We start from the raw sequence: 12,981 nt of genomic DNA, 5'->3' as shown, positions 1-12,981 counted from the left end.
GTAGTGATAAAGCTTAAGATTTGCTGCTAGCTTTGGGCTTTTTAACCGTCGCGTTTTTCATGGTTAAACTGTCATCAAGTGGCAGCGATATTAAGCCAGCGCCAGAGCGCAAGGTGACACGGTCGCTATGGCGCTCAAGTACCTTACCGTTAACTTCAAGCTTAAACCGAGGTGATAAAAACGTTGACGAAATCACCACATGGTCAGACTCGATATAGTTACCCATGCGATCGTTAAGGTAGAGTGCTAGGATCTCTTCAAAGCTCTGTTCTAGCGCGCCATGAACGGTGGTATGTTCGGTGTCGTTCATACCATCGGCGATGTCGGCAAGAGGCAGGTGTAACGAGGTTTGATGAGTATAACGACCGCCCCAAACGCTGCCATCAGCTTGCGCAACCTCAACAATTAACGCCGTACCCATACGAAGCATTTCATCCTCATCGCGAACAACCAGAACAAAGGGATGAAAGCGAACCTCTGAATTTGCGTTGTGTTGCATGGCTTGCTTGGTCGCGGCTTGACTAAACATATCCGCCACTGGCAAGGGCAATTTGCCATAGAGCTGCTCAAGGTCAGCATCGGTTTCAGCTTGAATCATGCCAATGTTAGCTAGCACACCCAGTGGCCCGAAGGCGACGCCAACCGCCACGCCGCCACCGCCAAAGCTCTGCACGTAGGCAATGTCTTTAGCTTCGTCGAGATGAACCTGCATATGGCTTGCAGTTTTTACGCTTTCATTGGTAAACAGCTGATAACTGATTTCTTGATTTGCATTGAGAGCAGGTGCCGGTGCTTGAAAGTAGGGAGCTGCAGTACAGCCAGCTAAAAATAATAGGCTGCTAAGCAAAAAAAAGTGACGCACAAAGTTATCCTTTATTGTTGTTATTATCGACGGCGGCTAGAATACGAGAAAACAAATATCTAACGCAATATGGCGCAGATTTTTATTTACGTTGCTAGCACTTGAAATTGCTGACAGCAGCACCATATCAGTGATAGACTTTGACAAGTTAACCTTAGGGGCTGATCTGGATTCGACGGGATACACGAAACCCAAGGTGCATGCCGAGGTGAGGCTGGCCTCGTAAAAAGCCTCAACATAATAGTTGCAAACGACGACAACTACGCTTTAGCGGCTTAATAACCCGCTGAGTCCGACCCCTAGCGCTTTGTCTGTGAGACTAGGATCAGTCGGTTCACCCCAAAGCAGACTCGCGTGGAGGCTTCGCCCGTAGCCAAAGCGTTAAAACCAATCGGGATCGTCACCTTAAGTAGCCTGTTTGTCGGCGACTTGGTGATTAACTAAATGACAAACTAAGCATGTAGGACCGAGGATGTAGGTATTGCGGACGCGGGTTCAACTCCCGCCAGCTCCACCAATTCTATAAAAGGGGATGTCTCACGACATCCCCTTTTTTCTTTCTAAGGCACGTAAAATAAGGCTTTCACAGGCGTTCACTTTCCCAATTCATCCCCAAAAAACCAGCCCCAGCCTGAGTTTTTAGTATTCCAATTTGTATTCCAAGCGATTTTGGGTAAACTCTTTGGAATACATCGAAGGGAGATATGCTTATGGCGCGCTCTACTATTGGGCTCACGGATACAGCCGTCAGACAACTCAAACCTAAAGACAAGGACTACGTTAAGTCCGATGGGAAAGGCTTACAGCTGCGAGTGAGAGTGAATGGTTCTAAGCTTTGGAACTTCAATTACATTCACCCGACGACAAAGAAGCGCGTGAATATGGGGCTGGGTAGCTACCCCGATATGAGCCTTAAAAAAGCCCGTGAGCTCACAGAAGCTGCTAGAAGCCAAGTAGCTGAAGGGGTAGACCCTAAGCTTGCCAGAGAGGAAGAAAGAGCGGCACAACGCTACTCAGAGAACGCGACTTTGAGAAAAGTTGCTGAAGAATGGTTCGAGGTCAAAAAAAGTGAGGTGACTGCTGACTACGCTGATGATATTTGGCGATCGTTAGAGCTACATGTATTTAACCGTTTAGGTGAAACGCCGGTTAGCCAGATAAGTGCTCAAACGGTCATTGATGTATTACGACCGGTTGAGAAAACAGGGCGGTTGGAAACCGTTAAACGTGTAATTCAGCGGTTAAACGAGATAATGAATTACGCTGTCATTAAAAAATTAATTACTGGAAATCCAATCGCTGCCATCAAATCTGCTTTCAAGAAGCCCAAGAAGCAGCATTTACCGACAATTACCGCAAAAGAGCTCCCTGACTTCCTAAGAAAGCTCCATGAAACCAACGTTACGTATATTACTCGGCAGGTTATTAAATGGCAGTTACTAACAATGACCAGGCCATCTGAGGCTGCTGGCGCTAAATGGAGTGAGATCCAATGGCTTGATGACGGCCAAGCTAATTGGTTGATTCCGGCTGAACGGATGAAAAAGCGTCGCCAGCACACAGTTCCACTGTGTGAACAGGCATTGAGGGTGCTGGAGGACATGAAGAGCGTAAGCGATCAATACGAACATATATTTATCTCACTGCGAAAGCCACAAACGTCCATTAACAGCCAAACAGCCAATATGGCGTTAGACGTATGGGTTACCAGGATAAACTCGTTAGCCATGGTTTGAGGGCTTTAGCCAGCACCATTATGAACGAGGAGGGCAAAGATCCTGACCTGATCGAATCAGCGCTGGCGCATGGTGATCCTAACCAAGTGCGAAGTGCTTATAACCGTGCGGATTACCTTGAGCGTCGCCGTGAATTGATGCAGTGGTGGGGGGGGTATTTGGATGAGGCTTTTAGAAAAGATGCCGGCAGCTTTTAACTTAGAAGGTGTCTGCTGTTTTTTAGCTGCCGGAGGCGGAATCGAAATGGTTTTATATAGTCTTGATTATTATATATTTTTATTGCTATAAAAGTTGTCTTGTTACTTTCTGTGTTACTAAAGAGCCAATTAACGATTTAGACTCAAATGCCCAACTACTTGACTGCGCCGAAACTGAGTTTGCTTTGGTTTGAACAAATTGAAAAGGGCTAGCTTATAACGATAAAACTTGGGTTTTAGAATAAAAGAGTTCTAGAGCGTCACAGAAAAGAAGCCCTCTCCAATTCTTCACTGATTTTGTCTATCAACCGTATTAACTCCTTAGCCTCTAGTTCGTTAATATTGTTTAAGCTACACCGAATTTTTTCCGGAATCTTCTCGGCCTTTTGTTGTGCCGTTTGTCCCTTTTTAGTTAGTTTTACGCGCTTTACCCTGCCGTCAGCTTCGTCTTTTTTGATCGAAAGTAAAGATTTTGAGGCTAACTTTTTGAGAATCAAGCTCATCGTGCCTCCATCAATTTTGGTTTTATTCAAAAGGTTTTGAATAGTTACGTCATCCTTCTCCCATAATGCCATCATCGCGATGTACTGAGGATAAGTTAGATCGAGAGCTTTAAGCAGTGGGCGGTATGCGCGAGTAAAAGCGTTAGTCACCGCATAAAAGCGGTGGCAAATTTGCTTGTTTAATTCTAAATTTGAGTTTGTCATTTTATTTTATCCTCCTGCTTTATTTTGTATGCAAACAACTTGACTTTCAAGTTTAGTTTTCTTACTATTATTTTGCATACAAAGTAATAGTAAGAAAACAGGAGATACACATGGTTTTAGATAAAGTACTTTATACAGCAGTAGCAACAGCTCAAGGAGGGCGAGACGGTTCTGTCAAGTCATATGATGGGAACTTAAATATTCCCCTTTCAGTGCCTAAAGAACTTGGAGGGAACGGTGGTAAGGGTACAAATCCTGAGGAGTTATTTGCTGCGGGCTATTCAGCATGCTTTATTGGCGCATTAAAAAAGGTTGCTGGAGAGCAGAAAATTAAATTGCCAAATGAGCTATCTATCACCGGGAAAGTTTCAATTGGCCCTATTAAAGAAGGGTTTTCAATCGGTGTTGAGCTTGAAATAGAGATGGGAAATATGAACCGTACGCAGGCGCAAGAGTTAGTCGATAAAGCACATCAGGTATGTCCTTATTCTAATGCTACTCGTGGTAACATTGACGTGGAATTGCGTGTTCACACAAATTAGGAACCTCACAAATTGAATTTAATCGCTGGTGCTAATGGCTCTAAATACACCAGCGCTTCTTCCCAAGCTTCATTCTAGATTTCATGACCCACCTGACGAAGCTATGCTTCCGTTGGGTGGTCATTATAAGCGCCAGCTAATGCTCGATAGTGGTTTGTAACAGCTGGCTCAGGGCAAAACACCGGGCTTATTTTTTGTCTCGATATTTAGTTGTTTTTATTGTGTCTTATGAGAGCTGATACTTTTTAGTAATTTTTGAAATTGAGGGTTTTCCCTTAGTAGCTTTCGGCCTGTACCAATAAGCAACTCAACTTCCTCTTCTGGTAAGCCGAGAGTTGTCGGGATTAAATTGAGGCGATTTCTTAGACGGTTTGATGATACCGATTTCAACTCGATAGATATTAGGTGCGCTTCGACAGGTATTCCTTGTGTTTTTGTTTCATCGACCCACTGCTCTAATTTAAGCTTTATTAAATCGGTTGTTTCATTATTGTACAATTGAAGTTGCGCATCAGTAACCGCGTTTAACGTTTGACGCATTGATGGAGGGGGCGAACTCTTATCCATGCTTGAGTCGACTTTTACTGATGCGTTTACGGCTATGATGGCAAAATGTCGTGGGATTGAATAACTATCCTCTCCATGGATCATGCTAAAGTAATTTACTATACCTCCTGTTAGCTCAACAGGGTCAGTTATAATCCTGAGACCCAAATTGTCCGATACACCTCCGTCTACGAGGTGAACAAAAGGACGTTCTTTTTTATTGGAATAAGAAAGTGCTGCAGAGGCAGTATTCCGAATACTGTGTTTCCCAATGGAAGTTTTACTGGATAAAAAGTTGATGGAATCCGTAATGTCACATGTATCGTAATTCTTCAGTACGATGGGGTCGAATAGTAAAGGCATAGCAGCTGAAGCTGCTACTGCGCTGGCTACGGGGTAGGTAGATAGATCTGAGCATATTAAATTGAAGTAGTCCTGTAGAAAGGAAAATCTAGCACCTTGAGATAAGTCTGTGGCATTGATGGCTATATAGGGCGGACCTTTTTCGAGCATGTCGCCAAATGTATATTCTCCAAATCCTGCATCAGCATATATTCCGACAGTATGATCAGTTATTCCTAAATTTGAAAACCAACGAAGAGGGTTTAAAACTGTTGAGATTATTTGCTCCTTTAAATCCCGTGTTAGAAGCTTATCTTTGAAATCATAAAAAATTTTGTCTCGAAACAAACCATAGTAAGCCGCCGTTATGCTGCCGCCCGAAACAGATGAAATAAAATCAACTTCATCTAAAAGTCTTGTCGATTTGCCACCTATAGTGACATTAGTATCTCTTAGTTCTTCTAATACGCCATAAGACAGAGCAGAAGCCCGTGTTCCACCTCCGGAAAAAGCCAAAATAAGAGTTATTCCCTTGGGGTTTCCAGCTCGAGCCGCTGAGAATAATGTACCAGAAGTTAATTCAGTATCATTTTTTCCAGAAATAGGCTCATTTTTAATTTGCCCTATTGTGCTGCAGCCTAAGCTGGTAACAGAAGCTGATAGGATTACGAGAAGTCTAATTTTATAAAAAAGAAGCTTCATTTAAACTATTCGCTCTATGGTTTTGAACCGTTAGTGTTTTTTTGCAAACTGTGCTTTTGAGACTTTAGTTGTAATGAGAATAGCACTGCCGCTATAAGCATTGGTATAAAGAAAGTTCCTAATAACGCCTGGAAAGCGGCCAATAAGCGCAAGCTTTCAGTGGGTTGAAAGTCTCCATAACCTAAAGTGGTCCATGTCACTACTGAAAAGTACAGGGCGTCAACAGGACTAAAAGAGATTTCCTGACCGTATAAAATCCCAGCTCTTTGATAAAGAGTGGCAAACGCAAAAATAGTTACATAGATGGCTAAAAACATCTTGCTAAGTTGGAGCCCAACCTTGTACTCGCGATACTTTTTGAAGATATTCCAAAGTGAAGTGATGAATACTGTAGAGATAAAAAAAATAGTGACCGACATATTTATTTCTGCATCAGAGGCGAATAGTAATGCGGTATAAGCAATGGGAACAAAAACAAAAATAATAACCATCCACGCTATACCTAGATACTTTAGTATTCTATTTAGCATTTTTATGACCTATAGCATTCCAACAAAAAAACCGACTAATATGACCATGGTTCGTACATAAAGTGATTAAGAAAAAATGGCGCTTTACCGAGTAAGCCAACTCACTTTTCAAAGCAACCAATCAATGGGTAACAATGAAAAAAATCCGGCCGAAAACCTTTGAAACCAGGTTGTTCCTGGCTCTGTATCGTATCGGCGATGATGGCTGCCGTTTTGCTCAAGCCAGTATAGCGAACCGGATGGAGCTAAGCGCACTTCATAGGCGCTGTAAGGGACTTCTTCGATAAAGACATCTGCCATCGTTGATGCTATTTCGGGGCTCTCAATAACAAAGCCAAGCTCAGTATTGAGCCTTGCTGAGCGAGGGTCAAAGTTAAATGAGCCAACAAAAACACGTTGTCCGTCAACGGCAAACGTTTTTGCATGAAGGCTGCTTGCTGAACTGGAGAAACTTGTTTCGACAGATTCATAGATAGTGGTATCGGTGCCAACAGTACCTGGGCGCATCTCAAATAAGCGTATATCAGCTTCTAAGAGACGTTTCCTCCACTTTGCGTATCCCGAGTGCACAACGGCAACATCGGTAGCGGCAAAGGAATTTGTTAACACACTAATACTCACCCCGTTTTCCGCAATGCTCTCTAGCGCTTTTACTCCCGACAGGGTTGGTACGAAATAGGGAGAAACCAGTAATAATTGCTTTTTAGGTTGACCAATTATCTTTCGGAGTGCGTGAACAATGAGTTGATCCGGCTCAGCTTTACCTAAGGCTTTAAGCGGGCTATCACTCACTATTTGAGTTTCAGCCCAAATAATTGAATCGTTATCCAATAACTCACTGAGATCGGATGGTTGATCAATATTAGTTTGATGAATAAATAAAGAGGAGTCTGATGGCGCCGTTGATTGAGAAATAAGTTCATAGGGGTAAGCTGAGTTACTGTTCCAAAAAGCGTCAAAATCGCTGGATACTTTCGCAACTACATCTCCTATCGCAAGAACATCCAGATCAGCAAAAAGAATACCATCAGAGCGGTAAAAATAGTCATCACCGATGTTTCTTCCCCCGACTATCGTAGCTTGATTGTCCACAGTAAGAGACTTGTTGTGCATGCGTCTGTTTGCTCGTGGGAAGTCGGTTATAAACCCTAGTACTCGAGAGCTTCTGGGGAGAAATGGGTTAAATAATCGCACTTCTATACTAGGATGACCGTTTAGCCTTTGTAAGGACTCGTCAATATCCCGGGAGTGAAGATCGTCCAATAACAACCTAACCTTTACACCACGATTAGCAGCTTGGAAAATGGCTTTAGTTAAACGTTGCCCAGACTTATCGTCACGCCAGATATAATATTGAATGTCCAGTGCAACTTGTGCATTGTTGATTAATATCAGCCTGGCATCTAAGGACGGCTCTGCTTCGGCTAAAGGCATTATACCGGTACTTTCGGGGGAGTTTCGAAGTATCGGAGATAAGAACTGACCAAGCCGAGTGCTTTGAGTTTTTGAAACTGGCACAGAGTAGCTTGGCGTTCGCTGTTCTAAGTCGGGCAGACTGCTGCAGGCGATACAGCTAGAACAAATAATGACCATTAAAACGATATGGTGTAAGCGCATAATAAAGCCAAGTTTAATTGGCTTTCTCCCTTCTTTGGCCGTCCCAGGCAAGCATTGCCGGAGTTAATAGAAGCGTAATAAAGGTCGCAACTAACAGTCCGCCAACCAGTGCTGTAGATAACTGGATCCAGTATTGTCCTGAAGGCGCCCCAATAAAAATATCCCGCTCAAAAAAGTCGACGGTTAACCCCAACACCATAGGTAACAATCCGACTATCGTCGTTGTCGCGGTGAGAAGTACCGGGTTTAAACGTTGCATTGCTGCTTTTACCGCAGCTTCCATCGGCGATAACCCATCCGAGCGGTACTCGTTATATGCGTCAATTAGAACGATATTATTATTTACTACAATACCCGCCAGAGCCATAATGCCGATTCCGCTCATTACTACAGAAAAGGGCTCTTGCCGCACGAGTAATGCAAGCAGCACGCCAGCTAAAGAGAATACAATAGCGGATAGCACTAAAGCACTCTGGAAGAAGCTATTCAACTGTAATAGTAGGACGAACAGCATTAAGAAAATGGCTAAGGTAAATGCCAGTAATAAAAAGCTCATGGCTTCATTTTGGTCGTCAAGCTCTCCGGTAAAATCAAACTCCACACCTTTGGCAAAATCACTCTGCTTGATCTTCTGTCGCAACGTTTCCGTTGCTTCGCCAACAGTCACTCCAGGAACAAGACCTGATTCAATTGTTTGTACGTTGCGTGAATTCACACGTGTGATAATAGTTGGACTTAAACTCGGCGATAACTGGACAAAATTCTCTATAGGCATGAGACCTCTGCTTGTTGGAATGCGCAAATTAGCGAGATCTGCCATTGAGCGCTCTTCCCAAGGATAGCGTATACGAATATCGACTTGCTCTGGTGCCGACTCAGGCAAATAGGTGCCAACTAAGACACCATCGGTCAATAGACGCGCTAAGGTACCTAAGGTCGCGACATCGACGCCATACTCAGCAGCTTTTTCACGGTCCACATCAATTTTTATCTGTGGCTTAGGGGTCGCCATGTCACTGGAGGTATCAATAAAATCATCTGATTCTTTCATTATCTCGAGTAACTTACCCACGGCTTCAGGCAATAAGCTCCGATCTTTCGCTGACACTTCTATAGAGACGGGACGAGCAGAGGACGGACCGCTTTGTTGTTTTTCAATCTTTAGTGCTATCCCGGGTAAGTTGTCTGTTTTAGCGCGAATACGCTGTATGATTTTTGCGGCAGAATCACGCTCCTGCCAATCCAGCAAATCAATTTGTAGTGTACCAATAATTTCTGAGTCCAGGTTGGCTTTCAGCCTTTCCTCAACTGACCCGATGGTACGAGAATAAATGCGTTCAATGCCCGCGACCGGCTCAACGGCCTTATCGACGAGCTTAACCAGATTATCAGCTTCACTTACTGATAAATTACCATCGGCTTGAACTTGTATTTGTATACGATCGGCCTCGATGTCAGGGAAAAAGTTTACGCCTTGCCCGAGCTTGCTGTAGAGGAAAAATGAAAGTAATAAGACAAACAGGCTGACCAGCAAAGCAAGTAACGGCTTATCCACCATATAGCTAACCAAAGACTGGAGTTTTGAGCTTTTGTCTGCTGTTTTTTTTGATTGTGAGGTCACTGATACTTTGCTTTTTACTGAGGACCCAATTATCGGAACGAAAACCAGTGCCATGAGCAAAGACATGAGCAGTGTTATGATAACAGTGGCGGGCAGATAAAACATAAATTGCCCGGCCATACCAGGCCAAAAGAGCAGTGGTATAAATACGGCGAGGGTGGTCATTGTCGACGCAATAATAGGCCACGCCATGCGTTGGGAAGCTGCCAGATAGGCTTGTAATCGGTCTTGTCCTTGTCGACGATAGCGCTCCGCAAGGTCGACCACGACAATGGCACCATCCACTAACATACCAATGACTAAAATGAGTGCGAACAGCACCACGATGTTCAGTGTAATACCCAGCAGTTGCAGCGTTAGAATGCCGCCAAGAAATGAGCCTGGAATCGCAAGAGCAACGAGCAGGGAAGCTTTGACGCCCAAAGCCACCACGACAGTTAGTATGACGAGAATAATGGCGAGTATGACATTGTTTTCAAGGTCGCCCAGAAATTGCTTAACATCGTCGGCCTGGTTTTGCATATAAGCGACATTAACGGTTGCAGGCCAGTCGGTGCGCTCCTGTTCGACCATTTGGGTTACACGATCGACGACGTCAATCACATTAGCGCTGCTCAGTTTTTTAATATCAAGTGCTATCGACGGTTGACCATCAATACGGGCGTAACTGACGGGATCTTTAAAGGTGCGTCGAACTTCAGCGACATCGCTTACCCGTACGACATTATTGGGCGTAGTTTTTATCGGCATCTCGAGTACATCGACAATGTTCTCAATGGTGCCAGGGATGGCGACGCTAATGCGTCCTGCCCCGGTATCCATTGCACCCGCGGTAACCAGAAGGTTGTTATTACTAATAGCCTGCGACACCTCCGCTAATGAAATGTCGTAAGACTGCATAGCTAATGGTTCAATGATGATCTCTAACAGATCTTCACGATCACCGGACATATCGACTTCGAGTACGCCATTAAGCGTTTCAAGTTTATCCTCTAAGTTACGTGCCAGTTGGATTAAGTCCCGTTCGGGAATATTGCCTGAGAGCGCGACCGTTAAAATGGGGAATAAAGACAGATCAACTTCTTGCACCGTGGGCTGTTCAGCATCGGATGGTAAATCTTGCTCTGCTTTTTCAGTTTCATCTTTGACATCACGCAATGCTTTTTCATTGTCGAAGCCTGCGGCAAACTCCAGTTGCAACATAGCAAAGCCTTCACCGGCTTGAGCGGTTAAAGTATCTAAACCGTCGATGCTTTGTAATTTTCGCTCAAGCGGCTCGACCAATAAGCGTGCGCTGTCTTCGGTTGAAATGCCGGGGTAGCTTACGGTGACGGTGAATACCGGAATGTCGATTTCGGGTGCTGCTTCTTTGGGAATTGTGGCGTAGGCGATGCTGCCCATTATAAGCAACACAGCGAGTAACAGTATCGCTGCGCGATTGCGTGAGAAAGCGGCGGCAATAAAGGCTTTCATTATAATTCCTCGCCTTTGTCATAATCAGCAGGTACGGGTTTGGGGGTGACTTTTTGACCGGCGGTCAACGAACTATGGCTAATGATGACTAAACGCGTTTCGTCATCCAGCCCGCTGACCCATAAGGCATTAACGTCTGCCCGCTCCACAGTAACTGGAGAAAAACGTGTTTCGTTATTGTCATTAATGGTTAAAACACCCATGCGGCCAGCCGCATCTATTTTGATTTGGGCCGCAGAAATTTTGTGTGCTTTAACGTTGTTGGTTTCAATAGTGACTTCGGCACTCATACCGGAAGGGATAGGGTCGTTCTGGTTTGGGATGGTTATTTCAACGCGAAATGTCCGGGTCTGCGGATCGGCAATAGGAGCGATAAAGCTGACCTGTCCCTGACGATCAGTACCACCGATAAGTTTGACCGTCGCGGGCATGTTGAGTTTGAGCCTGTGAATTTGACTTTGTTGTACGTTAATAATGGCGATTAACGGATCGTTATCGATAAGCTCTAGTACTTGGTTGCCGGCTGACACATAAGCACCTTGCTCAATAAAGCGTTGATTGATAACGCCGCTGACCGGTGCTGTCAATTCAGTATTTTCAATATCGAAGGTAATACGGCGAAGCTGTGCTCGTGCTGCTTCTAGTTGTGCTTCCAACGCCTGGAGTTGAGACTGGGACGACAAATTTTGTTCGATGAGCTTTTTCGTCGCATTGAAGTCGCTTTGTGCTTTTTTTACTTGAGCTTCTGCCTGAGTGCGTTGAACTTCGCGATCATCAATAGAAAGTTTTGCAATGACATCACCTTGGCTAACCTCAGCACCGCTGTCGGCAATCATTTCGAGCATGCCGTCAGTACGTGCTCGAATATTAAGTTGCTGATTTGGTCTAATTTCGCCGTTTAGTGTCAACTCGCGAGCCACAAGCTGGGCTTGACTATTTCTTACTGCAACTGACGGTAAATTGCTCTTAGTTGCGTTTGTCTTTTCGGTATCGCCTCTGAAGATGAAACCACTGGCTATCCACAAGAAAACCAAGGTTACGATGGCAATAAATACGGCTATAGAGCTACTGATTCGGCCTTGCTGCTTGTGCAGTGAGCCACATGATGATGAGGTCATTGATGTTGCACCTAAATTATTTAAATGTTTTCGTCAAACGTCAATTTTTCTGACTATTGAGCATGGCTTAGCGTTCGGATTTCAACTCCAACAGCAACTTTTTCACGCTTTCATCGTAGAGTGTATTAAACCTTTCCAGCTCAGTAATTTTCTCCTGAGCTTTAGAATTCTTAATACTTGCTTTGGCTTCCGTTATTATCTTTTTCGCTTCTTCATGCTGTTTTATCTTTAATTCCAGCAGCGAATCATAAGGGTTGGTACGCATTACAAAATAGTTTTGGCGCTTACCAGGCAGCGCTCTGCGTTCGACCAGGTGGAGCATTTCCAAAAAGCGAATATTGGTGCTGACACTTCCTTTACTTATTTCAAGTAAGCTCATGAGATCGGCTGTATTTAGTGGGGCATCAGATATGATAAGAGCCGCAATTATTTGCCCGGCAATGCGAGAAAGACCATAGCCCTGAGTGTGCATGCCCATATCGGTAATAAACTGTAATTCTGCTTCGGTAAGCTTATTCATAGTAAAAACTTGTTAATTTGGATAATTTAAGCCTAAGCTGTTTAGCCTGTTCAGTCAAGCCTGAACAGGCTAAACAAACTTTTTCAAGAGATATGAGAGTGATGATTAACCGGTTTTTAGTATTTTCAATTCTTAACCTAACGTTGTTCGTGATACCTATTTGTCATGGTGAGCAACTTAATGCATATGAACTCTGTATTCTAGAGCGAGTAATCACTACCTTGATGTAGAGGGGCTAAAAGGTAATGCGCCAAGTCGCCGACCAAATAGGTTCCAAGATATTGAAAGGATGAGATCAATCAAAAAATTCCGAGAAACAGTTGCCCTGACAATAACGGGAAACGTCGAACCTGACTCTGTTTTAGATCATGAGTTTCGGTGGATAAGCGAAAGATGATTTACGTTTGATGAAAATAGTATTTGCTGGCTAGGGCTTAGAATAGATTTTAGTATTCCAGATTGTATTCC

General features: G+C 44.0%; 9 protein-coding genes, 1 other RNA gene and 1 pseudogene. 3 read left to right on the top strand and 8 right to left on the bottom strand.

The features are described from left to right. Window positions 1-13 precede the first annotated feature (13 nt). Complete coding sequence (locus ACQ661_RS02310) at window positions 14-862, bottom strand: hypothetical protein (RefSeq protein ID WP_431667486.1); 849 nt, start codon at window positions 860-862, stop codon at window positions 14-16. Between the two features lie 157 nt (window positions 863-1,019). Between ACQ661_RS02310 and ssrA the strand changes: the two genes are divergently transcribed. Both ssrA and ACQ661_RS02300 read left to right on the top strand, forming a co-directional pair. Next, window positions 1,020-1,379: a transfer-messenger RNA gene (gene ssrA / locus ACQ661_RS02305) on the top strand. Window positions 1,380-1,566: 187 nt separating this feature from the next. Beyond that, window positions 1,567-2,795 (top strand): annotated as a pseudogene (locus ACQ661_RS02300) (phage integrase central domain-containing protein). A 260-nt stretch (window positions 2,796-3,055) separates the two neighbouring features. Here the strand turns inward: ACQ661_RS02300 and ACQ661_RS02295 are convergent. After that, window positions 3,056-3,502, bottom strand: coding sequence for a MarR family winged helix-turn-helix transcriptional regulator (locus ACQ661_RS02295; RefSeq protein ID WP_431667484.1), 447 nt, complete (start codon window positions 3,500-3,502; stop codon window positions 3,056-3,058). A 110-nt stretch (window positions 3,503-3,612) separates the two neighbouring features. Here ACQ661_RS02295 and ACQ661_RS02290 point away from each other — a divergent pair, with 110 nt between their 5' ends. Then, on the top strand, window positions 3,613-4,044 hold the full coding sequence (locus tag ACQ661_RS02290) for an organic hydroperoxide resistance protein (protein ID WP_431667483.1): 432 nt from the start codon (window positions 3,613-3,615) through the stop codon (window positions 4,042-4,044). Between the two features lie 216 nt (window positions 4,045-4,260). Here the strand turns inward: ACQ661_RS02290 and ACQ661_RS02285 are convergent, their stop codons facing one another. The 6 genes from ACQ661_RS02285 to ACQ661_RS02260 all read right to left on the bottom strand — a co-directional run bounded on the left by ACQ661_RS02285 (window position 4,261) and on the right by ACQ661_RS02260 (window position 12,513). Further along, window positions 4,261-5,634 carry a patatin-like phospholipase family protein gene (locus ACQ661_RS02285; RefSeq protein WP_431667482.1) on the bottom strand — a complete coding sequence of 458 codons (1,374 nt, stop codon included), beginning with the start codon at window positions 5,632-5,634 and terminating at the stop codon, window positions 4,261-4,263. Between the two features lie 14 nt (window positions 5,635-5,648). Then, the gene (locus tag ACQ661_RS02280; protein WP_235598939.1) at window positions 5,649-6,125 is read right to left on the bottom strand and encodes a potassium channel family protein; all 477 of its coding nucleotides are present in this window, start codon (window positions 6,123-6,125) and stop codon (window positions 5,649-5,651) included. A gap of 147 nt (window positions 6,126-6,272) precedes the next feature. Then, the gene (locus tag ACQ661_RS02275; RefSeq protein WP_431667480.1) at window positions 6,273-7,598 is read right to left on the bottom strand and encodes a phospholipase D family protein; all 1,326 of its coding nucleotides are present in this window, start codon (window positions 7,596-7,598) and stop codon (window positions 6,273-6,275) included. A 196-nt stretch (window positions 7,599-7,794) separates the two neighbouring features. Beyond that, complete coding sequence (locus ACQ661_RS02270; protein ID WP_431667478.1) at window positions 7,795-10,875, bottom strand: efflux RND transporter permease subunit; 3,081 nt, start codon at window positions 10,873-10,875, stop codon at window positions 7,795-7,797. Beyond that, window positions 10,875-11,993, bottom strand: coding sequence for an efflux RND transporter periplasmic adaptor subunit (locus ACQ661_RS02265; RefSeq protein ID WP_431667476.1), 1,119 nt, complete (start codon window positions 11,991-11,993; stop codon window positions 10,875-10,877). The genes ACQ661_RS02270 and ACQ661_RS02265 overlap by 1 nt, the downstream gene beginning before the upstream one ends. A gap of 67 nt (window positions 11,994-12,060) precedes the next feature. Beyond that, the gene (locus ACQ661_RS02260) at window positions 12,061-12,513 is read right to left on the bottom strand and encodes a GbsR/MarR family transcriptional regulator (protein WP_431667473.1); all 453 of its coding nucleotides are present in this window, start codon (window positions 12,511-12,513) and stop codon (window positions 12,061-12,063) included. Between the last annotated feature and the right edge of the window lie 468 nt (window positions 12,514-12,981).

The sequence above is a fragment of the Pseudidiomarina sp. WS423 genome, from assembly GCF_050750165.1.
Lineage (GTDB): Bacteria > Pseudomonadota > Gammaproteobacteria > Enterobacterales > Alteromonadaceae > Pseudidiomarina > Pseudidiomarina fusca.
This window is presented reverse-complemented; position numbering and strand designations above follow the sequence as displayed.

Bases quoted from the DNA above. Each gene is read 5' to 3' on its own strand.
- ACQ661_RS02295 (WP_431667484.1), bottom strand. From the start codon at position 3,502: ATGACAAACTCAAATTTAGAATTAAACAAGCAAATTTGCCACCGCTTT.
- ACQ661_RS02290 (WP_431667483.1), top strand. From the start codon at position 3,613: ATGGTTTTAGATAAAGTACTTTATACAGCAGTAGCAACAGCTCAAGGA.
- ACQ661_RS02285 (WP_431667482.1), bottom strand. From the start codon at position 5,634: ATGAAGCTTCTTTTTTATAAAATTAGACTTCTCGTAATCCTATCAGCT.
- ACQ661_RS02280 (WP_235598939.1), bottom strand. From the start codon at position 6,125: ATGGTTATTATTTTTGTTTTTGTTCCCATTGCTTATACCGCATTACTA.
- ACQ661_RS02275 (WP_431667480.1), bottom strand. From the start codon at position 7,598: ATGCCTTTAGCCGAAGCAGAGCCGTCCTTAGATGCCAGGCTGATATTA.
- ACQ661_RS02270 (WP_431667478.1), bottom strand. From the start codon at position 10,875: ATGAAAGCCTTTATTGCCGCCGCTTTCTCACGCAATCGCGCAGCGATA.
- ACQ661_RS02265 (WP_431667476.1), bottom strand. From the start codon at position 11,993: ATGACCTCATCATCATGTGGCTCACTGCACAAGCAGCAAGGCCGAATC.
- ACQ661_RS02260 (WP_431667473.1), bottom strand. From the start codon at position 12,513: ATGAATAAGCTTACCGAAGCAGAATTACAGTTTATTACCGATATGGGC.